The 26,986-nt window shown below is 60.8% G+C and carries 22 protein-coding genes, 1 pseudogene and 1 riboswitch; of the genes and pseudogenes, 7 read left to right on the top strand and 16 right to left on the bottom strand.

What is annotated here, in order from left to right:
- Positions 1–7: 7 nt before the first annotated feature.
- Complete coding sequence (rplM, locus tag D8U61_RS03260; protein WP_003228062.1) at positions 8–436, bottom strand: 50S ribosomal protein L13; 429 nt, start codon at positions 434–436, stop codon at positions 8–10.
- 244 nt (positions 437–680) lie between these two features.
- Here rplM and D8U61_RS03255 point away from each other — a divergent pair, with 244 nt between their 5' ends.
- A complete protein-coding gene (locus tag D8U61_RS03255) occupies positions 681–1,721 on the top strand; it encodes an NADP(H)-dependent aldo-keto reductase (protein ID WP_024014253.1) in 1,041 nt (346 codons plus the stop codon).
- Between the two features lie 156 nt (positions 1,722–1,877).
- On the opposite strand, the gene D8U61_RS03250 is transcribed toward D8U61_RS03255, so the two are convergent.
- A complete protein-coding gene (locus D8U61_RS03250; RefSeq protein WP_130926405.1) occupies positions 1,878–3,014 on the bottom strand; it encodes an acyl-CoA dehydrogenase family protein in 1,137 nt (378 codons plus the stop codon).
- A gap of 250 nt (positions 3,015–3,264) precedes the next feature.
- Between D8U61_RS03250 and D8U61_RS03245 the strand changes: the two genes are divergently transcribed.
- On the top strand, positions 3,265–4,161 hold the full coding sequence (locus D8U61_RS03245) for a GlxA family transcriptional regulator (RefSeq protein WP_162999820.1): 897 nt from the start codon (positions 3,265–3,267) through the stop codon (positions 4,159–4,161).
- Positions 4,162–4,384: 223 nt separating this feature from the next.
- On the opposite strand, the gene zapE is transcribed toward D8U61_RS03245, so the two are convergent.
- The 3 genes from zapE to D8U61_RS03230 all read right to left on the bottom strand — a co-directional run bounded on the left by zapE (position 4,385) and on the right by D8U61_RS03230 (position 7,579).
- Complete coding sequence (gene zapE, locus D8U61_RS03240; protein ID WP_016773254.1) at positions 4,385–5,479, bottom strand: cell division protein ZapE; 1,095 nt, start codon at positions 5,477–5,479, stop codon at positions 4,385–4,387.
- A gap of 90 nt (positions 5,480–5,569) precedes the next feature.
- Positions 5,570–6,925, bottom strand: coding sequence for a tryptophan--tRNA ligase (locus D8U61_RS03235; RefSeq protein WP_125925711.1), 1,356 nt, complete (start codon positions 6,923–6,925; stop codon positions 5,570–5,572).
- Between the two features lie 24 nt (positions 6,926–6,949).
- The gene (locus tag D8U61_RS03230) at positions 6,950–7,579 is read right to left on the bottom strand and encodes an alpha/beta fold hydrolase (RefSeq protein WP_130926434.1); all 630 of its coding nucleotides are present in this window, start codon (positions 7,577–7,579) and stop codon (positions 6,950–6,952) included.
- A 144-nt stretch (positions 7,580–7,723) separates the two neighbouring features.
- On the opposite strand from D8U61_RS03230, the gene D8U61_RS03225 reads away from it, so the two are divergent.
- Entirely contained in the window at positions 7,724–8,158 is a 435-nt protein-coding gene (locus D8U61_RS03225; RefSeq protein ID WP_016773251.1) for a DUF1043 family protein, read from the top strand.
- A 226-nt stretch (positions 8,159–8,384) separates the two neighbouring features.
- Here D8U61_RS03225 and D8U61_RS03220 read toward each other — a convergent pair whose 3' ends face one another.
- From D8U61_RS03220 to D8U61_RS03190, 7 genes are all read right to left on the bottom strand, one after another.
- Positions 8,385–9,119, bottom strand: coding sequence for an OmpA family protein (locus D8U61_RS03220; protein WP_076564082.1), 735 nt, complete (start codon positions 9,117–9,119; stop codon positions 8,385–8,387).
- Positions 9,120–9,239: 120 nt separating this feature from the next.
- Entirely contained in the window at positions 9,240–9,884 is a 645-nt protein-coding gene (locus D8U61_RS03215; protein WP_024014263.1) for an MBL fold metallo-hydrolase, read from the bottom strand.
- A 60-nt stretch (positions 9,885–9,944) separates the two neighbouring features.
- Positions 9,945–12,680: a LuxR C-terminal-related transcriptional regulator gene (locus D8U61_RS03210; RefSeq protein WP_125925712.1), complete on the bottom strand. Its 2,736-nt coding sequence runs from the start codon at positions 12,678–12,680 to the stop codon at positions 9,945–9,947.
- 175 nt (positions 12,681–12,855) lie between these two features.
- Entirely contained in the window at positions 12,856–14,220 is a 1,365-nt protein-coding gene (locus D8U61_RS03205; RefSeq protein WP_130926404.1) for a DUF1329 domain-containing protein, read from the bottom strand.
- A gap of 27 nt (positions 14,221–14,247) precedes the next feature.
- On the bottom strand, positions 14,248–16,137 hold the full coding sequence (locus D8U61_RS03200) for a DUF1302 domain-containing protein (RefSeq protein ID WP_110603014.1): 1,890 nt from the start codon (positions 16,135–16,137) through the stop codon (positions 14,248–14,250).
- Positions 16,138–16,474: 337 nt separating this feature from the next.
- The gene (locus D8U61_RS03195; protein WP_073473480.1) at positions 16,475–18,157 is read right to left on the bottom strand and encodes a fatty acid--CoA ligase; all 1,683 of its coding nucleotides are present in this window, start codon (positions 18,155–18,157) and stop codon (positions 16,475–16,477) included.
- Positions 18,158–18,423: 266 nt separating this feature from the next.
- Entirely contained in the window at positions 18,424–19,053 is a 630-nt protein-coding gene (locus D8U61_RS03190) for a LysE family transporter (RefSeq protein ID WP_125925714.1), read from the bottom strand.
- Positions 19,054–19,339: 286 nt separating this feature from the next.
- Here D8U61_RS03190 and D8U61_RS03185 point away from each other — a divergent pair.
- From D8U61_RS03185 to D8U61_RS03175, 3 genes and pseudogenes are all read left to right on the top strand, one after another.
- A pseudogene (locus tag D8U61_RS03185) lies at positions 19,340–20,305 on the top strand (2-hydroxyacid dehydrogenase).
- 32 nt (positions 20,306–20,337) lie between these two features.
- Positions 20,338–21,336 (top strand): class I SAM-dependent methyltransferase, encoded by a 999-nt coding sequence (locus D8U61_RS03180; protein ID WP_130902216.1) that lies wholly within the window; start codon positions 20,338–20,340, stop codon positions 21,334–21,336.
- Between the two features lie 40 nt (positions 21,337–21,376).
- Positions 21,377–21,499, top strand: a riboswitch (yybP-ykoY riboswitch).
- An 89-nt stretch (positions 21,500–21,588) separates the two neighbouring features.
- Complete coding sequence (locus D8U61_RS03175) at positions 21,589–22,173, top strand: TMEM165/GDT1 family protein (protein WP_041479980.1); 585 nt, start codon at positions 21,589–21,591, stop codon at positions 22,171–22,173.
- Between the two features lie 157 nt (positions 22,174–22,330).
- On the opposite strand, the gene D8U61_RS03170 is transcribed toward D8U61_RS03175, so the two are convergent.
- Entirely contained in the window at positions 22,331–23,149 is an 819-nt protein-coding gene (locus D8U61_RS03170) for a M48 family metallopeptidase (protein ID WP_016773242.1), read from the bottom strand.
- A 250-nt stretch (positions 23,150–23,399) separates the two neighbouring features.
- Here D8U61_RS03170 and D8U61_RS03165 point away from each other — a divergent pair, with 250 nt between their 5' ends.
- Positions 23,400–25,541, top strand: a complete 2,142-nt coding sequence (locus D8U61_RS03165; RefSeq protein ID WP_130926403.1) for a methyl-accepting chemotaxis protein — start codon at positions 23,400–23,402, stop codon at positions 25,539–25,541.
- A gap of 206 nt (positions 25,542–25,747) precedes the next feature.
- Here the strand turns inward: D8U61_RS03165 and D8U61_RS03160 are convergent, their stop codons facing one another.
- Genes D8U61_RS03160 through D8U61_RS03150 form a run of 3 tightly spaced genes read right to left on the bottom strand, consistent with a single transcriptional unit; the run spans position 25,748 to position 26,859 of the window.
- Positions 25,748–26,371, bottom strand: a complete 624-nt coding sequence (locus D8U61_RS03160) for an SOS response-associated peptidase (protein WP_024014271.1) — start codon at positions 26,369–26,371, stop codon at positions 25,748–25,750.
- Between the two features lie 35 nt (positions 26,372–26,406).
- Positions 26,407–26,667, bottom strand: coding sequence for a DUF2007 domain-containing protein (locus tag D8U61_RS03155; protein WP_016773239.1), 261 nt, complete (start codon positions 26,665–26,667; stop codon positions 26,407–26,409).
- Between the two features lie 9 nt (positions 26,668–26,676).
- Complete coding sequence (locus tag D8U61_RS03150; RefSeq protein ID WP_024014273.1) at positions 26,677–26,859, bottom strand: CPXCG motif-containing cysteine-rich protein; 183 nt, start codon at positions 26,857–26,859, stop codon at positions 26,677–26,679.
- Positions 26,860–26,986 lie beyond the last annotated feature (127 nt).

Raw genomic sequence — 26,986 nt, 5'->3', positions numbered from 1 at the left:
TATTCCGTTAAATCTTCAGTTCTTGGGGCTGCTGAGCAGTATGAGGGTGTGCAGCGCCCGCATAGACTTTCAGCTTACGGTACATGTCGCGACCCAGTGGGTTTTTAGGCAGCATGCCTTTAACCGCGGTCTCGATCACGCGCTCAGGGGCTTTGGCGATCAGCTTTTCAAAGTTGATCGACTTGATGCCGCCCGGGAAACCGGAGTGGGAGTAGTACATTTTGTCAGTGGTTTTAGCGCCGGTAACACGGATCTGCTCGGCGTTGATGACGACGATGTAGTCGCCGGTGTCAACGTGAGGAGTGTACTCAGGCTTGTGCTTGCCACGCAGACGGCTCGCGATTTCGGTGGCCAGACGACCCAGGGTCTGACCAGCAGCGTCGACGACAAACCAGTCGCGCTTTACTGTTTCCGGTTTAGCAGTAAAAGTTTTCATTCTTTATAGCCTCAGGGGCCGCCTGTAAATAAGACGGCGGATCTTACTGAATAGTGCGTACTTTGACAAGTCAAAGGCAGCCGGATACAGACGCTTTCGGGGGCTCGGGTCGGCGCGTCCGTTCAACGGCAAGATTCTTCGGCGGCGGCGCATCACTTCCACTGCAGAAAGAGGTCGGCAATTATGCAGATTGCGAAAAATTTTTCAACCTGCTTTTATGATTGTTTTGCCCAAGGAGCACCCGATGGACTATCGCCAGCTAGGCCGTACCGACCTGAACGTGAGTGCAATCTGCCTCGGCACCATGACCTGGGGCGAGCAAAACACTGAGGCTGAAGCCTTCGCCCAGATCGAGCGGGCCAAAGAAGCGGGGATCAATTTCCTCGACACCGCCGAAATGTATCCGGTGCCGCCAAAAGCCGAAACCTACGCCACCACCGAGCGCTACATCGGCAATTACTTCAAGAGTCGCGGTGACCGTTCCGACTGGATCCTCGCCAGCAAGATCGCCGGTCCCGGCAACACCATCGATTACATCCGCGACAAGAACCTGCGCCACAACCGCCAGCACATCACCGAAGCACTGGACGGCAGCCTCAAGCGCCTGCAGACCGATTACATCGATCTGTACCAACTGCACTGGCCGGAACGCAGCACCAACTTTTTCGGACAGCTGGGCTACAAGCACAAGATCGAAGCCAACCTGACGCCGCTGGAAGACACCCTCGAAGCCCTCGACGAACAGGTGAAGGCCGGCAAGATCCGCCACATCGGTCTGTCCAACGAGACGCCGTGGGGCACCATGCGCTTTCTGGCTCTGGCCGAAGCCCGTGGCTGGCCGCGTGCAGTGTCGATCCAGAACCCGTACAACCTGCTCAACCGCAGCTTCGAAGTCGGCCTGGCCGAGATCGCCATCCGCGAACAGTGCGGCCTGCTCGCCTACTCGCCACTGGCGTTCGGCTTCCTCTCCGGCAAGTACGAAGGCGGCGCCCGACCACCGAAAGGCCGTCTGAGCCTCTACAGCCGCTTCAGCCGCTATTTCAACCCGCAATCGGAGGCGGCGTGCAGCCGTTACGTAGCCCTGGCCCGTGAACACGGTCTGGACCCGGCGCAAATGGCCCTGGCCTTCGTGACCCAGCAACCCTTCGTCACCAGCAACATCATAGGCGCAACGACGCTTGAGCAACTGGACAGCAACATTGCCAGTTTTGATCTGAAACTGTCCGATGAAGTGCTGGCCGGGATTGAGGCGATTCACAAGGATCATCCGAATCCCGCGCCGTAACTGACCGCCAAAAGCTTCGCGAGCAGGCTCGCTCCCACAGGTACGGTGATCCCCTGTGGGAACGAGCCTGCTCGCGAAGAGGCCAGTCGGATTACCTCAACAGCGGAACGCGGAGCGTCCCCGGCGGCGTTCCCACGCACAGCGTGGGAACGATCATCAAAGCGACCGCGCAATAATCTCCTTCATGATTTCATTGGTGCCGGCATAAATCCGCTGCACCCGCGCATCCGCCCACGCCCGGGCCACCGGGTATTCCCACATGAAGCCGTAGCCGCCATGCAGTTGCACGCACTCGTCGAGCACTTTGCATTGCAGGTCGGTGCCCCAGTATTTGGCCATTGCCGCCGTCGGCACATCGAGTTTACCTTGCAGATGCAACTCCAGGCAGCGATCGACGAAGACCCGGCCGATCTGAATCTCGGTAGCCATTTCGGCCAGTTTGAAGCGGGTGTTCTGAAAATCGGCAATCGCCTTGCCGAACGCCTTGCGATCACGGGTGTAATCCAGCGTCCATTGCAGCGCTGCCTCGGCCGAGGCCAGGCCGCCGATAGCCACGGTCAGACGTTCCTGCGGCAACTCCTGCATCAGATAGGCAAACCCGGCACCCGCCTGGCCGAGAAGGTTTTCCTTCGGCACGCGCACGTCCTGAAAGAACAGTTCGGAGGTGTCCTGCGCTTTCATGCCGACCTTCTCCAGGCGCTTGCCTTTCTCGAAGCCCGGCGTATTCGCCTCCACCAGGAACAGGCTGGTGCCCTTGGCCCCAGCCTTGGGATCGGTCTTGGCCACCACGATGACCAGATCAGCCAGAAAGCCGTTGGTGATAAAGGTTTTCGAACCGTTGATCACATATTCGTCACCGTCGAGCACCGCCGTGGTTTTCACCCCTTGCAGGTCGGAACCGGCGCCAGGCTCGGTCATGGCAATCGCCGTGACCATTTCCCCCGAGACCAGTTTCGGCAGGTATTTGTGTTTCAGCGCCTCGCTGCCGTAATGCAGGATGTACGGTGCGACGATGTCCGAGTGCAGCGAGAAACCGATACCGGTCAGACCCAGACGCCCGACTTCCTCGATGGCCACGGTGCTGTAGAGGAAATCCGCGCCGAGCCCGCCGTACTCTTCCGGCAGATGCGAACAGAGCATCCCCGCCTCCCCCGCCTTGTTCCACAGCGCGCGATCAATGTGTCCCTGCTTCTCCCACTGCGCGTGATACGGCACGGCCTCTTTTTCGAGGAAAGTTCGCACGCTGTCGCGGAACAATTCGTGCTCGGAGCTGAACAGGGTTCTGGGGATCATGCGGCACCTTTCTTTGTTGTTGGAGGGATACGGCTCTCAGAGACTAAGCCCGACTCCTGCTACGGGACACTGGACACATCCGACAAAAAATAAGACGATCCAGCCGTCTGGTGACCACTTTCCCTTATAAAAACAAAACAAAAGTTGAATTATGTCTAAGCACGTCTCCCCGCCCTTGCGGCGCGTCAGCATCCTGGCCATCGACCGGGTTTTCGCTTACACCCTCATGCAGGCCAAGGATTTTTTCCATGTGGCCAGCCTGCGTTACGGCAAACAACTGGGCCACGGCCTGACACCGGCGTTCGAAACGCGCCTGGTCAGCCCCGATGGCAAACCGGTAAAAAGCTTCAGCGACGTAGTGATGCCGGTCGACGGCGGCCTGGAAAACGCCGACGTGATCATCCTCCCGGCGTTCTGGGACGATTTCGACACGCTGTGCAGCCGTTACCCGCAAATCCTGCCGTGGCTGCGCGAACAGCATGCGCGCGGCGCGGTGTTATGCGGCGAAGCCACCGGAGTGTTCTGGCTCGCCGAAGCAGGGCTGCTCAACGGCAAGGAAGCGACCACTTACTGGCGCTTCTTCAATGCCTTCGCCGAGCGCTTTCCAAAGGTCTATCTGAATCAGGACAAGCACCTGACCGACGCCGACAATCTCTATTGCGCCGGCGGCACGACCTCGGCCTGCGATCTGTACATCTATCTGATCGAACGCTTCTGCGGCGCAAACGTGGCACAAGCCGTGGCCCGCGACATTCTCTACGAAGTGCAGCGCAGCTATTCGCCGGGACGTATCGGTTTCGGCGGGCAGAAGCTGCATCAGGACGTGATCATCCTGCAGATCCAGCAGTGGCTCGAAGAACATTTCGCCGACAAGTTCCGCTTCGAAGACGTCGCCCGCGAGCACGGCATGAGCATCCGCAACTTCATGCGCCGCTTCCAGACCGCCACCGGCGACAAACCGCTGCACTACTTGCAGCGCCTGCGCATCGAGACGGCCAAGGGCCTGCTTTCGGGCACGCGCAAGAGCATCAAGACCATCAGTTATGAGGTCGGTTACGACGATGCGAGCTTCTTCGCGCGACTGTTCCGCCAGCACACCGAGCTGTCGCCGAATCAGTATCGGCAGCAGTTTCAGCAGGCTGCGTAATCCGACCTGATGATCGTTCCCACGCTCTGCGTGGGAATGCCGCCACTGGACGCTCTGCGTCCGGCTCGCAAGTGACGCGGAGCGTCACGGGATGCATTCCCACGCGGAGCGTGGGAACGATCAGTTACTGCGCTTTCGCGAGCAGGCTCGCTCCCACACGGAAAAACTTCAGCGCATAAAAAAGGCCTGCAATCGCAGGCCTTTTTCGTTGCCGAAACTCCGTTTAAGGCTTGTGCGCCCGCGACAGGAATTCGTGGGATTGCATTTCCAGCAATCGGCTCAGGGTGCGCTGGAACTCGAAGGTCAGCCGTCCGCCGGTGTACAGATCCTTCAGCTCGACTTCGGCAGAAATGATCAGTTTGACGTTGCGGTCGTAGAATTCGTCGACCATGTTGATGAAGCGCCGGGCGATGTCGTCGGTGGTGACGCTCATCTGCTCGACGCCGCTAAGCAGCACGGCGTGGAAAATCTTGCCCAGTTCGATGTAGTCGTTCTGGCTGCGCGGGCCGTCGCACAGTTCGCGGAAGTCGAACCAGGCCACGTCGTCGCAGGTGCGCAGAGCGCGGATTTCGCGGTTCTCGATGATCAGCACATCGTTTTCCACCGCTGCCGTGCACTCCGGCGTCAGTGCCTTGAAGCTCTTGCGCAGGCTTTCGTGGGCGGCTTCGTCGAGCGGATAGTGGAACAGCTCGGCTTGCTCGAGGTGACGCAGACGATAGTCAACACCGCTGTCGACGTTGACGATCTCGGTGTTCTGCTTGATCAGCGCGATGGCCGGGAGGAAGCGCGCACGTTGCAGGCCATCCTTGTACAGACCGTCCGGAACGATGTTCGACGTCGCGACGAGGGTCACGCCGTTCTTGAACAGCTCTTCCATCAGCGTGCCGAGGATCATCGCGTCGGTGATGTCGGAGACGAAGAATTCATCGAAGCAGATCACCCGCGACTCGGCCGCAAAGCGCTTGGCGATGATGGTCAGCGGGTTCTTCTCGCCGCCCAGTGTCTTCATTTCTTCGTGCACGCGCTTCATGAAGCGGTGGAAGTGCGTGCGGGTCTTTTCCTTGAACGGCAGCGCTTCGAAGAAGGTGTCGACCAGGTATGTCTTGCCTCGACCGACGCCGCCCCAGAAATACAGGCCCTTGACCGGTGCCTGATCCTTTTTGCCAAACAGCTTGCCGAGCAAGCCCGGCTTGTTCTGGTCAGCGGCGATCAAGTCGTCGTACAGACGCTGCAAGTGACGCACAGCAGTTTCCTGCGCGGCGTCATGGAAGAAATCCGGGCGTTTCAGATCAGCTTGATATCGTTCTAGGGGCGTCATAATTCGTTAGCAAGGCAACAAAAACGGGCCGTCACTGTAGCGACGGCCTGTGGGAATGGCAATCGGCCCTTGGTCGGGTCGTGCCGCCGATCAGTCTTGAGCTGGAGTCAGTGCGACGCGCAACGCCTCGATGGCGGCGTCCCGCGCACCGATGTCGGCAAACGCCGGGCTGTCGCCCACGCACTCACCGGCCAGCCAGACGCTGAAGCTCAATTCTTCAATACGCACGTCCAGCGGCTCGCCGGACTGCAACTGTTTGGTCACCTGGCCGGCAGTTTTGCCGTCGGCGAAGTTGCGCGACAGCAGCAATTGCTCGCCATCGGCCGCCAGCAGACGGAAACGGAAGCTGCCGTCGTCCTCGCGGAAGCTGACGAAACGTGCGGCTTTCGCGGCTTTTTTCTTGGTAGTCGCGGCGACCTGAACCTGATTGACGAAAGAACGCAGGCCAACGGCTTCGCGCAATTCATTGAGGAACGGCGTGGCCACGGCGCGGGCCTTCTTCGCACCGATCTGCAGGATGTCTTCCAGGTCCGCCGGACGCTCGATCAACTGGTGATACTTCTCGCGCGCCTCGCCCAGTTCGTTGTCGAGCAACTGGAACAGGCGATTCTTCGCTTCACCCCAGCCCAGACCACCGAGTAGCTCGCTGCGGAACTCGTCAGCCTGCGCCGGAGTGGCGAAAGCCTGGAACAGAGTGAACAGGTGCGAGTTATCGGGATCTTTCGCTTCGCCCGGGGCCTTGGAGTCGGTGACGATCCGCGAGATCGCATCCTTCATTTCTTTCGCGCTGCTGAACAGCGGAATGGTGTTGTCGTAGCTCTTCGACATCTTGCGACCGTCGAGGCCCGGCAAGGTAGCCACGCTTTCTTCGATCAGCGCTTCGGGCATGGTGAAGAACTCTCTGCCCTGGCCGAACAGATGGTTGAAACGCTGACCGATATCGCGAGCCATTTCCACGTGCTGAATCTGATCGCGACCGACCGGCACCTTGTGCGCGTTGAACATCAGGATGTCCGCCGCCATCAGCACCGGATAGCTGTAGAGACCCATGGTGATGCCGGCATCCGGGTCTTCACCGGTTTCAAGGTTCTTGTCCACCGAGGCCTTGTACGCGTGCGCACGGTTGAGCAGGCCCTTGGCGGCGACGCAAGTCAGCAGCCAGGTCAGCTCGGGGATTTCCGGGATGTCGGACTGGCGGTAGAAGGTCACGCGATTAACGTCCAGACCACCGGCCAGCCAGGTCGCGGCGATTTCCAGACGCGAGCGCTGGATGCGCAGCGGGTCATCGCATTTGATCAGGGCGTGGTAGTCGGCCAGGAAATAGAACGAATCGGCCTGACTGTCGCGGCTGGCGAGGATTGCCGGGCGAATCGCGCCGGCGTAGTTGCCCAGGTGCGGCGTGCCGGTGGTGGTGATGCCGGTGAGAATGCGGGTACGGTTGGTCATGGGTAATCGCTTGTCAGACTGCAATCAATTCGAGAGACGCGGCAGCAGCAGATCCTTGAGATCGGTCAGCTTGCCGTGAAAAAAGTGTCCGCATTCTGCCACTTTCAGCAGCTCATGGGCGCGCCGGAGTTGTTCCGACCATTGGTAGACCAGTTGCGGATCGATGACTTCATCGGTTTCCGGCTGGATCACGGTCAACCCGCCGTGTTGTGGCAGTTGATCCTGCTCGCCTAGACGCATCACCGCCGGGGCAACCATGAACAGGTGTGCAAGCTGCACGCCTTGGGCTTCGAGACGGCCGCCGAGACTTGCTGCAACAAATCCGCCGAAGGAGAAACCGAACAGGGTCAGCGGCAGATTCGGGTGTTTTTCCCGCAGCCATGTGGCGGCGGCCTGGGCGTCGTCAACTTCGCCGGTGCCCATGTCGTGGGTGCCCTGGCTGGCGCCGACGCCGCGATAGTTGAAACGCAAGGTGATCATGCCTGCGTCGCGCGCGGTGCGCTGCAGGGTCGAGACGACCTTGTTGAGCATGGTGCCGCCCTGTACCGGGTTCGGATGGCAGATCAGCGCGATGCCGCGCGGCTGCTCGTTATCCAGATACAAAGCCTCAATTTGGCCGACAGGGCCGTCAATCACTACAGGGGTTTCACGCATCAGCAAGGGAGGAACTCCGTGACCTCGAATCGGGTCGACTCGTCTAGCAAATTGTCTGTGCCAATCTATTGCGAGTGAATCGCGGTATACAGCGCAGGTTCGAGCCGTTAACGTAAAGCAAAGCCGTTTATAGAGGAAGGACTCGTGGAACACTCGCTCTTAGTTTGGTTGTTACCGACTCTTGCCCTGGTTGTGGGTGTCGCCATTGGATTCCTGATCGCGCGCGTTGCGCCGAACGCCGCACCGAGCCGCACGCAGCGTCAACTGGATGATATCCAGGAGCGTTTCGACAGTTATCAGAACGAAGTGGTCACCCACTTCAACAGCACCGCGATGCTGGTCAAGAAGCTGACCCAGAGCTATCAGGAAGTGCAGGATCACCTCGCCGAGGGCGCCAATCGTCTGGCCCTGGACGAGCAGACCCGCCAGCGCCTGATCGCCGCCCTGCACGCCGACGCAGCGCAGGCACCACGTGAACGCCTGACGCCACCGCGCGATCAGGAACCACCGCGTGATTACGCGCCGAAGAGCCCGAATTCGCCGGGCATGCTCGATGAGCATTATGGTTTGAAGAAGTAATCGGGTTTCGCGCCCAACAAAAAGCCCCCGGACAGTGATGTGTCCGGGGGCTTTTTTGTATCTGCAATCTTCGCTGCGCTTGCCGGCCTCTTCGCGAGCAGGCTCGCTCCCACAGGGGGAATGCATTTCAAATGTGGGAACGAGCCTGCTCCCGTAAGGGGTCGCACCGATGACACAAAAAAATGCCCGATCACAGGACCGGGCATTTCTTCATCCAGGCAATCGCTTATGGATACTGCTGCACCGTACCCGGCTGTTGCTGCTGACCACCATACTGCTGGCCCGGAATCGCCTTCAGGTTGACTTCGACCCGGCGGTTCTGCGCGCGGCCGTTGACGTCGCCGTTGCTGGCAATCGGGTTATCCGGGCCGGCGCCACGGGCCGACAGGTTGGCACCGCTGACACCTTGCGAGGTCAGGTAGGTCGCCACGCTCTGCGCACGACGCTGGGACAGGTCCATGTTGTGCTGGCGGCTGCCGGTGCTGTCGGTGTAGCCGACGATTTCGATCTGGTTCTGGCTGAACTCTTTCAACGAGTTGGCCAGGTTGTTCAGAGGCTGGTAGAAGCTCGGTGCGATGTTCGCCGAATCGGTGGCGAAGGTGATGTTGCCCGGCATGATCAGCTTGATCTGATCGCCCTGACGCTGCACTTCAACGCCAGTGTTGGCCATGCTCGCGCGCAGTTTCTTTTCCTGCTGGTCGGCGTAGTAGCCGTAGCCTGCTGCGGAGGCACCGACGACGGCAGCGCCGATCAAGGCGCCCTTGCCACGGTTGTCGTGTCCGATGGCGGCACCGGCGAGTGCACCGGCCAGCGCACCGAGGCCACCGTATTTGGCGGTTTTGCTCATGCCTTGCGAGCCACCGTCGGCCTGACCCTGATTGTCATACGGATTGGGCGAGGCGCAGCCGGACAGCACGGCCACGGCAGTAGCGACAATAATCAAACGACGCGTGGTGAACATGGAGAGCTCCTGGTTTTTTGCATTCTGTGGTGCAGCGGCCACTGATCAATCAATGGACCTGCGCGGGCGTTGGATCATGACAATGCCTAAAAATTCCGCCCGCTGCCCGTGACAAAAAATTCAGGCACGCACAAACGGGTTCTCACGCATCTCATCACCCAGACGCGTATCCGGGCCGTGCCCGGTGACAACCGTTGCATCCTCGTCCAGCGTATACAGCCGCTGCTTGATCGAACGCACGATGGTCGCCTGATCGCCACCCCACAAATCCGTGCGCCCTACCCCGCGACGAAATAGCGTGTCGCCGGCTATCAACAGCTTAGCCTCGGAAAACCAGAAGCTCATGGAACCTGGTGTATGTCCCGGTGTGTGCAGTGCCACGCCACAACCGCAGGCGAGTTCTTCGTCATCGCTCAACCAGCGATCCGGCGACGGCACCGGGGTGTAAGGCACGCCGAACATCTGGCATTGCATTTCCAGGTTGTCCCAGAGGAACTGGTCTTCCTTGTGCAGATGCAGGGTCGCACCGGTTTTTTCCTTCATCTGCCCTGAAGCGAGAAAGTGATCGAGATGGGCGTGGGTGTGGATGATGCTGACGACTTTCAGGCCATGGGCATCGAGACGCGCCATGATCAAGTCAGGGTTGCCACCGGGGTCGACGACGATGGCTTTTTTCGTGATCGGGTCGCCGATGATAGTGCAGTTGCACTGGAGCGGGCCGACGGGGAAGGTTTCGCGGATAAGCGCAGGGCTGGGCGTGGTCATGGAAAAATCCTGGACAGGGTCAACGCCGTTGGCAACGGCCGATGGCGAATTTTACCGTCGCTAGAGCAATAACCCCAATGCCTTCGCCCGCGCCACGGCCTGCGTACGCCGCTCAACCCCGAGCTTGCTGTTGATATGGCTGGCGTGGGTTTTCACGGTGTGAAGGGAAATGAACAACTGCTCGCTGATTTCCTGATTGGAACAGCCCTGAGCGATCAGACGCAGCACCGCCAGTTCACGGCTGCTGAGTTGTTCGGTAGCGGAGCTTTCCACGGTCGGGCGCGGCGCGGCTGTTGGGAAATGTGTGAGCAATTGCTGGCTGACGGCGTTGCAGGAAAGCGCCTGCAATTGCCCGCGCATCCAGTCGGCATGACTTTTCAGCAGCGCATCGAAGGGCTGGAAGACGCCGCCGGCCGCTGCTTCCAGGGCCTGACTCAACACTTTGCGCGCCTCGGGCTCGCGCCCACCGGACAGCAACAGCGCTACCTTCTGCGTCAACGCCATCACGCTTAGCAACTGCCGCCCGGTCTGCTGGCCGTTTTCATGCAACACGTTCAAGCGCCCTTCGGCAAGCATCGGTTGCCCCTGAATCACATCGAGCAGCGCCTGTTGCAGTTCCACATGCAGCGGCAGCTGTGGATGAAACTCCGGTGGCGCCGCAGCGTTTTCGCCGGTGTAGGTCTGGCCCAATCGTGCAAGCCACGCCTCGGCAAGATCAATCCGGCCCTGAGCCAGCCACAGCTCGCATTTGACCAGAGTGATCATCGCCAGATAGTAAATCGGCGGTACGTCCCAGATGTGCATCAGACGTTCGGCTTCGGCGAGTTCGGCGAAGGCCTTGGCGAACTCGCCGCTGGCGCCGTCGAGGCGGGCAATCACGCAGTGGCCGATCAGCACGCTGATGTCGCGACAGGCGCGCGCCTCGCCAATCCCGGCCAGCAGACGCACACGTGCGGCTTGCGGCTGCAAACGCATCGCCAGCAGGAAACCTTCATACAACGTCAGCCGCGCGCGCACGGCGTACAGTCGTTGCGGCGACAGACCGCGCAAGCGTTCCAGGCCCTGATGCACTTCATCCAGCGCGCGCAGAATCTCGCCCCGCGATTGCAGAACCCGCGCCCTGTCGTAATGCGCGAGTGCTTCGAATAATGGATTGCCAACCCGCTGTGCCAGCTCGAGGGATTCGCGGTTCAGGCCACGGGCGCGCCACAGATCGCCGTCGGCGATCGCCAGATTGGACAGGGTCGACAGGCACATCAGCCGCTGGCCATAACGCTTGGCCGGCAGGCTCTCCAGCGCTTCACTGCAATAGCGCAGGGTCAGTTCGCGATGGCCGCGTCCGCGAGCGATGATCCCGCTCAGCGCCAGCCATTGCGCCAGCATGGATTTCTGCGCAGTGGCCGAAGGCGCCGGCAGGAAACGGCTCAAATGGCTGGCCAGCTCTTCAGCGGCATCGAGCTGACAGGCCAGCCCCAGCGCCCAGCTGTAGAGCACAATCAGCCGTGGCGTGCTGATCAGCAGACTGTCGGGCAAGTCCATTTTCCAGCGCAGCAGCATGCCGACGTTCTGCTCGGCGAGCAGCTGTTCTTCGGACAGGTTCTGTACGAGATTTGCCGCGACATCGAGATGCCCGGCACGCAACGCCTGTTCCACCGCCTCGTCGAGCAAGCCTTGCGCATTGAACCAGCGGCAGGCGCGCAAATGCAGGGTGGCGTTGGGCACCATTGCCTGGGCGATCGGCCGGCTGCGCAACAAGTCGGAGAACAGATGGTGATAGCGATACCAATGACCGTGCTCGTCCAGCGGCACCAGAAACACTTGGTGAGCGAGGAGAAAGCGCAGGATCTCGGCGCTGTCATGGGCTTCGCGGACCGCGTCGCACAGCTCGCTGCAAAAGCGTTCCTGCGGAGCGGTTTCGTAGAGAAACGATTGCACTTCGGCCGGCAGGCAATCGATGACTTCTTCGAGCAGATAATCGCGTATCAGCCCTTCGCCGCCGTTCAGTGCTTGCGGCAGCGCGGCATCGTTGCCCGCCTCGGCCACCGCCAGCAGCCAGAAGCGCAGACCGGCGACCCAGCCTTCGCTGCGCTGGATCAGGCTTTCCAGTGCTTCGCCGCGCAGTGAGCTGCTGTGGCGGTCGAGCAAGGTCAGGGCTTCGTCGTGGGTCAGGCGCAAGTCCTGTTCGTGCAGCTCAAGCAACTGCCGCGACAGGCGCAGACGCGCCAGATGCCAGTCCGGACGCTGACGGCTGGTGACCATCACCAGCAAGCCATCGGGCAGATGATTGAGGAAAAATTGCAGGCAACGATCCAGCACCGGCCCCTGGGCGAGGTGGTAGTCGTCGAGCACCAGCAGCAGCGGTGCAGCAGGATCGAGATGCAGCGCCAGCTCATCGAGCAGACCGTCGAGCCACTCTTCGAACGCAAACGGCTGATGGCGCTGACGCATTTTCAACAGACCGAGAGCGCCAGCGCCCAAGGCCGGAAAATAGTCCTGCAGACCTTCGAGCAAGCGCTCGAGAAAACGCCCGGGATCACTGTCTCGTGGGCTCAAGCCCAGCCAGAGACTTTGCCAATGCGCCGGCAGGCTTTGACAGAACTCCACCGCCAGCGAGCTTTTGCCGAACCCGGCCGGGGCGCTGACCAGCAGCAACCGACCTCCGAGCCCGGCCTGCAGACGCTGGCAAAGGCGCGGCCGCAAGACATAGCCATCAGGCAGCGGCGGGCGGAAAAAACGCCCGTCCAGTGCTGCGACGGTGATGCTTGCGGGACCCGGAAGTGGGGACAGATCAGTCATGGCCGGCTCTTGTTCGAAGGCGATTGGCGGCGTTGCAGATGTCCGCAGCCTAGCCTTAAACGAAGAGGTAATGAAGGTCACTGCTACAAATGGCTACAAAAAGGCTACTGACACAAAAACGCCCCGAACCGGTCGGGGCGTTTTCACGAGGATGCGGCCTCGGGTTTACGCAGGTTTAGCGAACACCATCCTGACGCAGAGCGGCCGGGGTGAAGTCGCTGGTGGTGGCGGTGAAGCCGAAGTCATACGCCTGCTTCTCTTCGTTCTTCATGCCCAGTGCCAGATAACGGCCGGACTGCAGGTCGTAGAGGGTTTCGAGGGCGTACCACGGCACTTGCTTGTCGTAGTAGTTCTCGGCATGTGCCTCGGCTACACGCCACAGTTGGCCACGACCGTCATAGTGGTCGATGACCGCTGCCTGCCAGGTGTCCTCGTCGATGTAGAAGTCACGCTTGGCGTAGATGTGGCGCTGGCCTTCCTTCAGGGTCGCGACCACGTGCCAGACGCGGCGCAGCTCATAGCGTGCCAGGTCCTGATTGATGTGGCCGGCCTTGATGATGTCCGAGTACTTCAGTTTCGGATCGTCGAGCTTGTAGCTGTCGGAGGCGATGTACATCTCTTTCTTGCCTTCGAGCTTCCAGTCGTAACGATCCGGCGCACCGTTGTACATGTCGAGGTTGTCGGAAGTACGCAGGCCGTCGGCGGCGGTACCCGGGCCGTCGTACGACACTTGTGGTGCACGGCGCACACGACGCTGACCGGCGTTGTAGACCCACGCCGAACGCGGCTCCTTGACCTGATCGAGCGTCTCGTGCACCAGCAGTACGCCACCGGCCAGACGCGCCGGCGCGGTTACTTTCTGCTTGAAGTAGAACAGGATGTTGCCCGGGTTCGCCGGATCGTAGTCCTTCATCTTGTCGCGGAATACGAACTGATCCTGGAAGTACACCAGGCTGTACGAGCCGTTCGGTTGCGGCGTGGCCTGGGTCACCAGACGGGTCACGCTGCCGCCGCGATAGCGGGTGATGTGGTTCCAGATCACTTCCACGCCGGTTTTCGGGATCGGGAACGGCACGGCGGTATCGAAGTTTTCCAGACCGTTGCCGCCGGACACCAGGTTGGTGCTGGTGGCGTTCTTCTTGATCGCGGCGAACACGTCATCCGGCACGGTGGCGCCGCGATGGGACGGGTAGACCGGCATCTTGAAGGTTTCCGGGTAGCGCTTGAACATCGCGTACTGGCCCGGGGCAAGCTTGTCCTTGTACTTGTCGACATCCTTGGCAGTGATGGTGAACAGCGGCTGCTCACTGGCGTAAGGGTTGGACAGGAAGCCTTTGCTGTCGACGCTGCCGGCATTTTTCGGCAGCGGTTTCCAGGCCGGGATCGAACCGTCGGCATTACCGGCCATTTCCCCGCCCATCGGCGTCAGGCTCTTGCCCAGTTTGTCCGCTTCGGCAGCAGGCACCGCCGCCATGACACTGGTCGCCAGCAGCGACAGGCCCAGAACACCGGCGTGGAACAGACTCTTTGTTATTTTCATAAATTCGTTCGTCCTGAAATGCAGTGCTTAGAAGTTCACGCCGAAGCTGAGCGCCACGAAGTCGCGGTCATCCACGGTGGTGTACTTGCCGTCGAAGAAATTGGTGTAGGCCAGGCTCGCGGTGTAGGTGTTCTGGTACTCGGCATCGACGCCCAGGCTGACCGCTTTGCGACCTTCCTCGAAGTTGCCGCCAGGGCCTGGCGAGTAACCGCTGACGTCGTGGGACCAGGCCACGTTCGGCTTGAGGTTCACACCGGCAAACACGTCGTTGTATTCCCAGATCGCCCGACCACGGTAGCCCCACGACATCGACGTGGTGAAACCGTCGTTTTCGCAATTGCGGCTGCGGTTGTTCTGCGGCGAACCGGGACCTGCACCGTTGATGGTGCTGTTGTTGAGGATGTTGGCGCAGGTATCGATACCGCCAGTGGCCGGCAATTCGCCCGGACCGTAGACCGGGTCACGGCCATAGCGCTTGTCGGAACGGCTTTCCAGGCCACCGACGTAGGTCGCGCCGACTTCACCGACGAGGGTCAGACGGCTGGCGCCCATGACCTGATCGAAGAAGTGCGTGAAGGTCGTCTGGATCTGGGTGATTTCCTTGCGCTCATAGCCATGCAGATCCTGACCCGGCACGCCGGTCAGCAGCGAAGCGTTGGTCAGTGCACCGCCCAATGGACGCACGCCGGCAAACAGGATGTCGGTGGAGTTGAGTTGTACCGGCGCGTTCGGACGGTAGCTGATCTCACCGCTCCACGCCGTACCGGTAGGCAGGGTGGTGGAGAAACTCAGGCCGTAGAGACGAATGTCTTCCGGGTATTCGATGAAGTAATTCGAATTGCCCGCGACCAGCAGCGGTGCGAGTGCGGCGAACGGCCCCGGCAGCGCGGCGGCAGTGTTGTAGACCGACTGCGGTGCGCCGGTTGCACTGAAGATCGGCGCACGGCTGTGGTAGTTCATGAAGTAGGCGCCGAACTCGGTGTCGAGTGGCTCAAACATGTATTTGAGGGACGCGCCCCACTGACCGCTGTCGCGCGCGTCACGGTCCGGCCCACGGCGCACCAGCACGCCTTCTTGGTCGACGTTCACACCGTTGGCGGCCAACGGCCCCAAAGCGATCGCCGGAATCTGCGAACGCTTGTTCAGTACGCGCAGATTGTTGTCGCAACCGTCGGCAACGATGTCCGGCTGGGAGAAGAAGGTGCCGCAGTTGTCGACGACGGTCTGGTCCCATTCCAGTTGGTAGAACGCTTCGGCCGAGAGGTTATCGGTGAGGCTCTGCGACACGTAGAACATGTTGACCGGAATCAGGCCTTCCTTGATTTCGGCGCCCGGACGACGGAACGCGGAGACGTCGATCGGGTTGATCGAGTTGATGCCGCCGCCGATGAAGGTACTTTCACCCCAGCTCACTACCTGCTTGCCCAGACGCACGGAGCCCGGCTGATCGGCAATCGCGTAGTTGTGGTAGACGAAGGCGTCGAGGATCTGCCCGCCGGAGGACTTGGCGCCCTCTTTGCGGTTGCTGTCGCTGATGTCCTTGAATTCGCGGCTCTCGTCCTTCAGTTCGAAGTCGTACCAGTATTTGCCACGGACGAACACGCCGGTGTCGCCGTATTTCAGTTCAAGGTCATGGATGCCCTTGAAGATCTTCGAAAAGGTTTCGCCGCTCTTGAAGTTGGCGTGACCGTCATCGGAAGTCTGCGACAGGCCGCGGCCGCCGTTGTTGACGCCGATGAGGTTCTTGTTCGGGCTCTGAGTAGACCAACTGGCACCGATCGACAGGGACGAGTCGAACTGGCCTTCGATTTCACCGACGTTGAAACTGACGCCGAATGCAGGCCCGGCGAGCGAGGAGGCAAGACTGACCGCCAGAGGCAGTTTCGCCCGGCGCCAGAACTGGTTTACTGAGGTCATCGACGCTACTCCATGTGCATTATTGTTATGGCAGTGAGTACTTTTAAAAACGCTGTGGAGGACCGGGCGCCAGGGCTGCCCGAAATCATTCCAGAGTTGCTCGCCCCGTTCAGTGCGTGTGCTCCGTTTTCAAAAAGTCCTTGAGCGGACTATAGCCAGCGGGTGGTAGTGCTTGATCCCTCTAAAGTGTGATTTGCAGCCGCCAACCACTCTGGAACAGTCCTTTCGCCAGTCCGACACACGTCGGCACGGCAAGGATGGCTGATTTTTTCGATTTCACAAGCCAAGCGCTTGCTTGGTGGGTCTGGCGCGCCGGTTTCGGCGCGCCAGCAGGCACTTAAAGTGTCGAAAGGAAGGTGCTGTTGTTGGCCTGCCATTCGGTGATGTCGAGGCGGATGCGCTTCTTGTCGAGCTTGCCGACACTGGTCTTGGGAATTTCGGTAACAAGGGCGATCTGACTGGGAATCGCCCACTTGCTCAGGTGCCCCAGCTCGACGAATGGCTTGAGGTGTTCCTTCAGTTCCCGTGCGCCAATCACCTGCCCTTCGCGGACCACCAGCAAGGCAAACGGACGCTCGCCCCACTGCGGATCGGCGATGCCTACCACTGCTACTTCGCGTACCGCCGCATGCCGGCTGATGAGGTCTTCGAGGTCGAGTGAGGAGATCCACTCGCCGCCGGTTTTGATCACGTCCTTGATGCGATCACGAATATCGATCACGCCCATACTGTCGAGCGTGGCGACGTCACCGGTGTGCAACCAGCCACCGGCCCAGAGCTCGGCGCCCTTCTGCGGCTCGTTGAAATAACCTTCGGTCAGCCATGGCGCGCGCAGCACCAGTTCGCCCTGGGTTTCGCCGTCGGCCGGAAGGAAATTGCCCTCGCCGTCGACAATCGCCGCTTCGACCAGTGGCCCCGGCACGCCAGCCTTGATCCGGTAAGTGGTGCGCTCGTCTTCGCTGCCGGCCATCAATTCGTCGTTGAGGTGCGCGCAGGACACCAGCGGCCCGGTTTCCGACATGCCGTACGCGGCCGTCAGTTGAATGCCTCGGGCCTTGGCGTTTTCATAGAGGCTGCGATTGAGCGCGCTGCCGCCGATGACGATTTTCCAGCCGCCAAAGTCGGCACCCTGCGCGGCCTTGGCGTTGAGCAGCATCTGCAGGATGGTCGGCACGCAATGGGAAAAGGTGACCTTCTCCTTGCGCCACAACTCCACCAGATACTCCGGATCGTAGCGCCCCGGATAAACCTGCTTGAGCCCGAGCATGGTCGCCACGTACGGCAAACCCCAGGCGTGGACATGGAACATCGGCGTGATCGGCATGTACACATCGTTGGTGCCGAGCAGCCGCACGCTGTCGATCGAACCCATGATCGTCGCCACGCCGATGGTGTGCAGCACCAGTTGCCGATGGGTGAAATACACGCCTTTGGGATTGCCCGTGGTGCCGGTGGTGTAGAACGTGGTGGCCACCGAGTTTTCGTCGAAGTCCTGGAAATCGTATTGCGCACTCGCAGCGGCCAGCAGTTGCTCGTATTCGCCGACAAGGTTCGGCAGCTCCGCGGTTTTCTCCGGGAGATCGGTCAGCAGCAGGGTTTTCTCCACCGTGGTCAGCTGCGGCGCGATGGCCTGATACAGCCCGACGAACTCGCTGTTGACCAGCACGAAGCGGTCCTCGGCGTGGTTCATGGTGTAGAGGATCTGCTCGGGCGACAGACGAACGTTGATGGTGTGAATCACCGCGCCGATCATCGGAATGGCGAACATGCATTCCAGATAACGGTGGCTGTCCCAGTCCATCACCGCCACGGTGTCACCGGCCTTGACCCCGGCAGCCGTGAGCACGTTGGCCAGCCGCGCAACCCGCTCGATCAGGGTCGGATAGCTGTAGCGCAACTGGTCGCGGTAGATGATTTCGCGGGTTTTCTCGTAACGGGCGCCGGACATCAGCAGCCGTTTGATCAGCAATGGATACTGGTAGGCCCCATCGGCCGGCGGAATGACCCGAGTCTGCAACATAAGAATCCCTTTTCTGACTGCACGGTGTTGGCGGAGAGATTCGTACTCTAGTGCGCCTGCATGACAGTCAAATCAGCCAAAGGAATGATTTGCAGAGCCGTACAAATGCTAGCTTTGCGCCAGCATTTCGGGCCGAAGTTGAAGAAAACACGACCGGTGGGAGCGAGCCTGCTCGCGAAGGCGTCGGGTCAGTCGACATTTTTGGTGACTGGACTGGCGCTTTCGCGAGCAGGCTCGCTTCCACAGGGATTGATGTGTCCCAGTTCTCAATGCATCTCGGTGAACGCGATTTTCACACCGAGAGCGATCAGCACCGCGCCCATAGTGCGGTCGAACCAGTGGCCCATGCGGGCGAAGCCGGCGCGCACGCGTTGCTGGCTGAACAGCATCGCCACCAGACAGAACCAGATCGCCGTCGCCACCGCCAGGTAAACGCCGTAACCGGCCTGCACGGCCAGCGGCGTGTGCGGGTTGATCACCACGGTGAACAGCGAGAGGAAAAACAGCGTGGCTTTCGGGTTCAGGCCGTTGGTGACGAAGCCCGAGGTAAACGCGCCCCGCGCGGTGCGTACGCCGGTTTCCCGGTGCAAGTCATCGCTGACGGTTTTCGCCGGTTGCGCGCGCAAGGCCTTGAAGCCGATGTAAAGCAGATACGCGGCGGCGGCCCACTTCAGCGCGTTGAACAGCACGATCGACTGCGACACGATCAGACCGATGCCGAGCAACGAATAGCCGACATGCAGGAAAATCGCCGAGCCCACGCCCAGCGCGGTCCAGGTGCCGGCGCGACGCCCGTGGGTCACGCTCTCGCGCACGACCACGGCAAAGTCCGGGCCAGGGCTGGCCACGGCGAGCAGATGGATCAGGGCAACGGTCAAGAACTCGGTCCAGTACATGGGGGCTCCTTTGGGGCAGCTTGGTCAATAAAAAATCTGTAAAGAGCACAGTCCTGTGGCGAGGGGATTTATCCCCGTTGGGTTGCGAAGCAGCCCCAAAAACTTCTGTCTGGCCCGCAGGCAATGATTTTGCGACGGCTGCGCAGCCGATCGGGGCGGTGCGACGTTTCGCTAAATCCCCTCGCCACAGGGTTATGTGTCCGCTGCGGGGTCAGCGTAACGATTTGTTTCATCTGGTAGGCTCGGCAGAGTACGCCCTCCGCTCACAGCACAAAAGGTACAGTTGATGACGAACACGCGCCGCGCGGTATTCCTTGATCACCCTTCGCTGGACCTCGGCGATCTGGACCTCGGTCCGTTGCGCGAATGCTTCAGCGACTTGTAGCTGTTCGCCCAGACTCTGCCGGAACAGGTCAGCGAACGCCTGCACGGCGCCAGTGTGGCGATCACCAACAAAGTCGTGATCGACGCGGCCGCCATGGCTGCCAACCCGCAACTGAAACTGATCCTGATCAGCGCCACCGGCACCAACAATGTCGACCTCACTGCCGCACGCGCCCACGGCATCACCGTGTGCAATTGCCAGGCTTACGGCACGCCGTCGGTGGCGCAACACACGATCATGCTGTTGCTCAACCTCGCCACGCGCCTGGCCGACTATCAAAAGGCTGTGGGCGAAGGCCGCTGGCAACAGGCGAAACAGTTCTGCCTGCTCGACTACCCGATCGTCGAACTGCAAGGCAAAACCCTCGGCCTGCTCGGCCATGGCGAACTCGGTGGCGCCGTGGCGCGACTGGCCGAAGCGTTTGGCATGCGCGTGTTGCTCGGGCAGATTCCGGGGCGCCCGGCTCGGCCGGATCGCTTGCCGCTGGAAGAACTGCTGCCGCAGATCGACGCCCTTACCCTGCACTGCCCGCTCAACGAGCACACCCGTAACCTCATCGGCGCCGGCGAACTGGCCGCAATGAAGCCCGGCGCATTTGTGGTCAATACCGCTCGTGGCGGCCTGATCGACGAGCAAGCGCTGGCCGACGCTTTGCGCAGCGGCCACCTCGGCGGTGCGGCGACAGATGTGTTGAGTGTCGAGCCACCGACCCAGGGCAATCCGCTACTCGCCGCCGATATCCCGCGCCTGATCGTCACCCCGCACAACGCCTGGGGCAGCCGCGAGGCACGCCAGCGTATCGTCGGGCAACTGAGCGAAAATGCCCAGGCGTTCTTCAGCGGTGAGGCGCTGCGGGTCGTCAGTTGATAAACTGCGGCACTTTTTTTCAAGGAGCAGTTATGGATCCGCGCAGTGAAGTACTGCTTCGTCAGGCCGAGTTATTCCAGGGTTCGCTGCTGTTGGCCGGCCTGCCCGCCGATGATTTGCTCGGGTGTCTGCCGAATGCGTTCGGCTGGTGCTGGCACGCTGGCGACCAAGCCGCACTGGACGCGCGTTTCGAGGGCCGCAGCCAGTTCGGCGTGAATGTCCCGGAGCGCGATTTCGACAGCGCTGTGGTGTTCCTGCCCAAGTCCAAGGACCTCACCGATTACATCCTCAACGCCGTGGCGTCGCGTCTGGCCGGGCGTGAGGTGTTTCTGGTCGGGGAAAAACGCAGCGGCATCGAAGGCGCATCCAAGCAGCTCAATCCGTTCGGCAAGCCACGCAAACTCGACAGCGCCCGGCACTGCCAGCTCTGGCAAGTCACCGTGGCCAATGCGCCTGAAGCGAAACCGCTGGAAAGCCTGGCGCAGACCTACGAACTGCCGCTGGCCGAAGGGCCGTTGAAAGTCATCAGCTTGCCGGGCGTGTTCAGCCATGGGCGCCTGGATCGCGGCAGCGCCCTGCTGCTGGAGCATCTGGACAAACTGCCGAGCGGCCATCTGCTCGATTTCGGTTGCGGCGCCGGCGTGCTCGGGGCTGCGGTGAAACGTCGCTATCCGCACAATCAGGTGACGTTGCTGGATGTCGACGCATTCGCCGCCGCCAGCAGCCGTCTGACCCTGGCTGCCAATGGCCTGGAAGCCGAAGTGCTGACCGGCGACGGCATCGACGCCGCGCCGATGGGTTTGAGCGCGATTCTGAGCAATCCACCATTCCATGTCGGCGTGCACACCGATTATTTCGCAACGGAGAACCTGCTGCGAAAAGCGGCGAAACATCTGAAAAACGGTGGCGAACTGCGCCTTGTGGCGAACAGCTTCCTCAAGTATCAGCCGTTGATCGAGGAGCACCTGGGCGTGTGTGCGATCAAGGCTGAAGGCAATGGTTTCCGGATCTACCGGGCCAAGCGCGGCTGAAAATTTGTTCTTGCCCAATCGGATTTGCCTAGGCAGAATCCGCTCCGTCCTAGGGGAGTAGTCTCCCACGAGCGCCAAGCTCGTCCGGCATACGTCAACATACTTGATCCTCAGATCATGGCGTATGCGACCCAAGCGTCCGCATCAGACGGTTCGCAGGGTTTGACAAGACCTATGACACGCACACCTTACCCGGGGCGGGAAGGCTGTACGTGTCATAGCCGTGTCGACCCGCCCCTTAGGAAATCCCTGATGCTGGACTCGCTACTCGTTCCCACCGCTATCGTTGCCTTGGCCGAAATCGGCGACAAGACGCAACTGCTCGCGCTGATTCTCGCCGCTCGCTTTCGCAAACCCTGGCCGATCATCGCCGGGATTGTCGCCGCGACTTTGGCCAACCACGCAGCAGCCGGTGCGGTAGGTGCCTGGGTCGGCAGTTTCTTCTCCGACGCCGTTCTGCACTGGATCCTCGCCGCCAGCTTCGCCGCCACGGCACTGTGGACCCTGGTCCCGGACAAAATGGATGACGACGAAGCCAGCACGGCGCGCAAGTTCGGGCCGTTCCTGACCACGCTGATCGCGTTCTTCCTCGCGGAAATCGGCGACAAGACGCAGATCGCCACGGTGATGCTCGCCGCGCAATATCCGGAACTGTGGCTGGTGATTATCGGCACCACCGTGGGCATGCTGATTGCCAACGTGCCGGTGGTCCTGGCGGGTAACTTTGCTGCAGAGAAACTGCCGCTGACCCTGATCCGCCGCCTCGCGGCTTCGGCGTTCATGATTCTGGCGATTGTTGCGGTTTATAAAGCGATGCAGAGCAGCGGCTGGGTTTAACCCCGTCTACTGAACTACCCAAAACCTGTGGTGAGGGGATTTGAAGGCTCGTTCCCACGCTCTGCGTGGGAATGCCTCAAGGGACGCTCCGCGTTCCAATGGGACGCAGAGCGTCCCGGGCTGCATTCCCACGCAGAGCGTGGGAACGATCATTGGCTCAGGACTTCGGGGCTTTTTCGTACAGCGGCATCACCTTCGGAATCGCTGCCTGCAACGCAGCAATGCGGCTGCTCGATGCCGGGTGAGTGCTCATGAATTCCGGTGGCGCGCCTTCGGAAGCCTTGCTCATCTTGTCCCACAGGGTGATCGCCGCGTTCGGGTTGTAACCGGCGCGGGCGGCCAGTTCCAGGCCGATCAGGTCGGCTTCGTTTTCGTTGGCGCGGCTGTTGGGCAAGGTCATGCCGTAGTTGGCCACGGTGTCGGCCAGTGCCAGGCTGTCCTGACCCAGACCGAACAGGGCACCAGCGCCCTGCTTGGCCATCTCCATTCCGTAAGCCTTGGACATCGCTTCACGACCGTGCTCGCGCAGGGCGTGGGCGATTTCATGGCCCATGACCGCAGCGATTTCATCGTCGGTGAGTTTCAGACTGTCGATCAGTCCGGTGTAGAAGATGATCTTGCCGCCGGGACCGCAGTTGGCGTTGAGCTCATCGCTCTTGATCAGATTGACTTCCCATTGCCACTGCGCCGCGTCCGGGCGGAAGGTTGGCGCCTGGGCGATCAAGCGGTTGGCGATGGTCTGCACGCGCTTGGCTTCAGGGCTGGTCTTGTCCAGCACACCTTTGCTCGACGCCTCGCCGACGGTCTTCTGATACGACTGCGCGTACATCTGATCGACCTCTTGCGAGGACAGCATGCTGAACATGTACTGCTTGCGCTCCACGCCCACGGCACCGCCGCTGGTGGTGTTGACCGACTGACAACCGGCCAGCAACAGCGCTGCGCTCAAAGCACTTACCACTAATGTCTTGTTCATTCAAAAGCTCCCTGAAAACCTGAGGCGTATCCTAGGCGGCTAATTGTATCGGCGCCAGATACAACGGACGCATTGCGCGTACATTCACCTATGGCCGCAAGACCTCGTGGAAATTCCTCAAGCGCATTGAATCCGCCGCGCACCGATCCATCAGCGACATCGCGGGCCGATTCCGACCAACGTCTCTCATGGCCCTGCACACCCCGCCGATAAATCCCTCGCAGATTGTCCTCTTGCGTGCGGAGCTCCCATGAAGTTCAAGTCGATCCAGTTTTCCGTCGCCGCCCTGGCCGGCGCCATCGTTCTGAGCGTGGTCGCGGCGCTGGTGCTGTACGCGCTGTTCTCCGGCGCTCGCACTCAAGAAATGGTGCAACAGCGCACCCAGGCGCAGTTCGAGCAAGTCATCGAACAGCGCCTGACCTCGCTGGCGCAGACCCAGGTCAGCCAGATCCAGCGCGAACTCGAAGCGCCGCTGCTGATTGCCGGCGGCCTGGTGCGCGTCAACGCCCTGCTCGGCACAACCGGCACCGATGGCCAGCCGCGCCTGAGCGTCAGCCGCGAACAACTGATCAGCCTGATCAAGGAAAACGTCGAAAAGAACCCGAAGGTTCTCGGCACCTACATCGGCTGGGAAAAAAACGCACTGGACCACAATGACGCGGCCTACATCGGCAGCGCCGTGGTCGGTATCGACCCCGCCACCGGGCGCTTTTTGCCGTGGTGGTTCCGCAATACCGACGGCAGCCTGGGCGTGGACAAACTGGCCGATGTCGACGATCAGAAAACCCTGTCCACCGGGGTGCGCGCCAGCGAGTACTACCTGTGCTCGAAAGAGACGAAGAAAGCCTGCGTGATCGACCCGGCACCGTACAAGGTCGGTGACAAGATTGTCATGCTCGCCTCGTTCATTGAACCGATCATGGTCAACGGCGCGTTCCAGGGCATCGTCGGCGCCGACCTCTCGGTGAACTTCATTCAGGACATGCTGCTCGCCGCCAACCAGAAGCTTTACAGCGGCGCCGGTGAAATGGCTCTGGTCGGCGGCAACGGGCGGATCGTTGCCTACACCAAGGACTCGAGCAAATTTGGTGAAAAAGTCAGCGACATCCTCGACGCCGAACAGGCCAGCAGTCTCGCCAATCTCAAGCGCGACGAGGTCACCTATTCGGTGAATCAGGCCAAGGGCCGCATCGAACTGTACCTGCCGTTCGGCATCGGCCAGACCGACGCACGCTGGACACTGATGCTGCAATTGCCGCTCAACGCGGTCATGGCCGATCTGCAAAACCTCCAGGCTGATCTTGATGCCCAGCGCAAATCCGACACCTTCGGCATGGCCATGGTCGGCCTGATCATCGCCGGCATCGGCCTGCTGGTGATCTGGCTGGTGGGTCACGGCATTGCGCGGCCACTCAAGCAAATGGTCGCCATGCTTGATGACATCGCTCAGGGCGAAGGCGATCTGACCCGTCGCTTGAGCAGCGACCGCAGCGATGAACTGGGCTCGATTGCCAAAGGCTTCAACACCTTCCTCGCCAAGTTGCAGGCGATGATTACGCAAGTGGTGACCTCGGTGCAGAGCGTCAGCGATTCCTCGGAACACACCGCCGACATCGCCATTCGCACCAACATCGGCGTGCAGAAACAAATGGCCGAAATCGATCAGGTGGCGACTGCGGTGCAGGAAATGACCGCCACCGCCCAGGACGTGGCGCGCAACGCCACCCAGGCCGCACAAGCGGCAAGCCACGCCGACCAGGCCGCCAGCCAGGGCATGCAGATCGTGCGCGACACCTCGAATTCGATTGGCGTACTGGCGGTGGAAATCGGCAAGGCTGTCGAGGTGGTGCAGACGCTGGCCAAGGACAGCGAAAACATCAACGCCATCCTCACCGCCATTCGCGGCATCGCTGAACAGACCAATCTGCTGGCACTGAACGCGGCAATCGAGGCCGCCCGGGCCGGCGAGCAGGGTCGCGGTTTTGCCGTGGTCGCGGATGAGGTGCGCAATCTGGCGCAGAAAACCCAGAAGGCCACCGAAGAAATCCAGAGCATGATCCAGCAGTTGCAACAGGGCACCCGCGATGTGGTGCGCGTCATGGAAGACAGCCAGAACCGCACCGACGAAAGCGTGCAGCACGCGGCGAAAGCGGCCGAAGCGCTGGAGACCATTACTCAGGCCGTGTCGGTGATCAACGACATGAACACCCAGATCGCCAGTGCGGCAGAAGAGCAAAGTGCAGTGGCCGACGACATCAACCGCAATGTGATCAACATCGGTCAGGTGGCGAATGAAGTGGCCGGCGGTGCGGATGAATCGAGCTCGGCGAGCGCCGGGTTGACCAAACTGGCCGAGCAGCAGCGGCGGTTGATCAATCAGTTCAAGGTCTGAAAGATCAAGAGCCCCTCACCCTAGCCCTCTCCCGGAGGGAGAGGGGACCGACCGCGATGTCTTGCGCTATACATCGACCTGAAAAAAACAGTCGATTATGGATTCACAACAGATCGTTCAGGTCGGTGTACCTCTCAAGCATCCCCCATTCGGCTCCCTCTCCCTCCGGGAGAGGGCTGGGGTGAGGGGCTTTTGATCCACGCAAATCAAGCCGGGGTCAAACACTCCGGCCCGTTCAACTTCGGATCATTCACCAGATTCGCCAACACTCGCTCGCGCAGCGCCGCCGGTTCACTGGCGAGCAAACCCTGCAACACATGCAGCGGCGTTTCGGGATCAAGCCAGGCAGCCTGCCCCGCTTCATCAAGAATCAACGGCCGCCGCTGACTCGCCGCCGATTGAGTGATCACCGCCGTGCTCAGCCAGACCTGTTCCTGCACCGGATACGCTTCCCAGATCGCGGCGAAAAACAACGACGAGCCCTCCCCCGGCGTCAACCAGTAAGGGCGCTTGCGCTGGGTGCCACGCCATTCGTAGAAACCGTTGGCCGGCAGCAGGCAGCGACGCAAGCGCAAGGCCTCACGAAACATCGGTTGTTCAGCGACGGTTTCGGCGCGGGCATGGGCCGGGGTCTTCGACAGATCGGTCAGCCACGGCGGCGTCAGGCCCCAGCGCGCACGGGCCAGCGTGCGCTGGCCATCTTCTTCGGCACGCAGCATCAACACCGAATCATTCGGGGAAATGTTCCACTGCGCCTGCTGATCGGCGGGAAAACCTGGCAGGGCCGCGAACTCGCGGTTCCAGCGAAACAGGGCATAACGTCCACACATGGGGCAACACGACTCTGAATAAAACGAAGGCCAGCCTAACAGACCAGCGTGCCGGGAAAGCTTTCCGGTTCGTCGCCGGGCAGCGGCAGCGCGGCATTGTACGCGGTGATCAACTCGCGGGCGTATTCGGCCTGATCGTTATCCACCGACAGCCAGAGCAGGCCGAAGATCGGCAATTCACCCGCACCGCCCACCAGATCACGGCCAATCAGATGCGCCTCGATCCCCTCAGTGGCAAGCATGCCCTTGAGCATTTCGCCCTCCATCAGGTTCGCCGGTTCGTAGATGCGCTGCATACGCGGCCCTCACTCGTTTTCGCTGAAGACTTCCAGATGCCACTCTTCTTCATGCACCTGCAGGACGAACGTGATCGGACGACAGCACACCTGGCAGTCTTCGATATACGTTTGATCCCCACCGGACAAATCCAGAGTGGTCTCGACTTCCTCACCGCAATACGGACATTCATACAGTGCATTTTCCAGCATCGCGGTCTCCCCAGTGACTTGTGCGTATAATCGCCGGTCTATTTGCAGGGCTATTTTTGTCTGACTACTTTTCAGACCGTGCCCCGCGGGTTTTCGATCAAACCCTTTACTTACCCTAGCCGTTTCC

Source organism: Pseudomonas sp. Sample_14 (assembly GCF_004307515.1).
Lineage (GTDB): Bacteria > Pseudomonadota > Gammaproteobacteria > Pseudomonadales > Pseudomonadaceae > Aquipseudomonas > Aquipseudomonas atacamensis.
The sequence above is the reverse complement of the archived record's forward strand: the minus strand, read 5'-3'. Positions and strand labels throughout refer to the sequence as shown.

Excerpts from the sequence above, each read along its gene's own strand:
- rplM (WP_003228062.1), bottom strand. The coding sequence starts at position 436 with ATGAAAACTTTTACTGCTAAACCGGAAACAGTAAAGCGCGACTGGTTT.
- D8U61_RS03255 (WP_024014253.1), top strand. The coding sequence starts at position 681 with ATGGACTATCGCCAGCTAGGCCGTACCGACCTGAACGTGAGTGCAATC.
- D8U61_RS03250 (WP_130926405.1), bottom strand. The coding sequence starts at position 3,014 with ATGATCCCCAGAACCCTGTTCAGCTCCGAGCACGAATTGTTCCGCGAC.
- zapE (WP_016773254.1), bottom strand. The coding sequence starts at position 5,479 with ATGACGCCCCTAGAACGATATCAAGCTGATCTGAAACGCCCGGATTTC.
- D8U61_RS03235 (WP_125925711.1), bottom strand. The coding sequence starts at position 6,925 with ATGACCAACCGTACCCGCATTCTCACCGGCATCACCACCACCGGCACG.
- D8U61_RS03230 (WP_130926434.1), bottom strand. The coding sequence starts at position 7,579 with ATGCGTGAAACCCCTGTAGTGATTGACGGCCCTGTCGGCCAAATTGAG.
- D8U61_RS03220 (WP_076564082.1), bottom strand. The coding sequence starts at position 9,119 with ATGTTCACCACGCGTCGTTTGATTATTGTCGCTACTGCCGTGGCCGTG.
- D8U61_RS03215 (WP_024014263.1), bottom strand. The coding sequence starts at position 9,884 with ATGACCACGCCCAGCCCTGCGCTTATCCGCGAAACCTTCCCCGTCGGC.
- D8U61_RS03210 (WP_125925712.1), bottom strand. The coding sequence starts at position 12,680 with ATGACTGATCTGTCCCCACTTCCGGGTCCCGCAAGCATCACCGTCGCA.
- D8U61_RS03205 (WP_130926404.1), bottom strand. The coding sequence starts at position 14,220 with ATGAAAATAACAAAGAGTCTGTTCCACGCCGGTGTTCTGGGCCTGTCG.
- D8U61_RS03200 (WP_110603014.1), bottom strand. The coding sequence starts at position 16,137 with ATGACCTCAGTAAACCAGTTCTGGCGCCGGGCGAAACTGCCTCTGGCG.
- D8U61_RS03195 (WP_073473480.1), bottom strand. The coding sequence starts at position 18,157 with ATGTTGCAGACTCGGGTCATTCCGCCGGCCGATGGGGCCTACCAGTAT.
- D8U61_RS03190 (WP_125925714.1), bottom strand. The coding sequence starts at position 19,053 with ATGTACTGGACCGAGTTCTTGACCGTTGCCCTGATCCATCTGCTCGCC.
- D8U61_RS03180 (WP_130902216.1), top strand. The coding sequence starts at position 20,338 with ATGGATCCGCGCAGTGAAGTACTGCTTCGTCAGGCCGAGTTATTCCAG.
- D8U61_RS03175 (WP_041479980.1), top strand. The coding sequence starts at position 21,589 with ATGCTGGACTCGCTACTCGTTCCCACCGCTATCGTTGCCTTGGCCGAA.
- D8U61_RS03170 (WP_016773242.1), bottom strand. The coding sequence starts at position 23,149 with ATGAACAAGACATTAGTGGTAAGTGCTTTGAGCGCAGCGCTGTTGCTG.
- D8U61_RS03165 (WP_130926403.1), top strand. The coding sequence starts at position 23,400 with ATGAAGTTCAAGTCGATCCAGTTTTCCGTCGCCGCCCTGGCCGGCGCC.
- D8U61_RS03160 (WP_024014271.1), bottom strand. The coding sequence starts at position 26,371 with ATGTGTGGACGTTATGCCCTGTTTCGCTGGAACCGCGAGTTCGCGGCC.
- D8U61_RS03155 (WP_016773239.1), bottom strand. The coding sequence starts at position 26,667 with ATGCAGCGCATCTACGAACCGGCGAACCTGATGGAGGGCGAAATGCTC.
- D8U61_RS03150 (WP_024014273.1), bottom strand. The coding sequence starts at position 26,859 with ATGCTGGAAAATGCACTGTATGAATGTCCGTATTGCGGTGAGGAAGTC.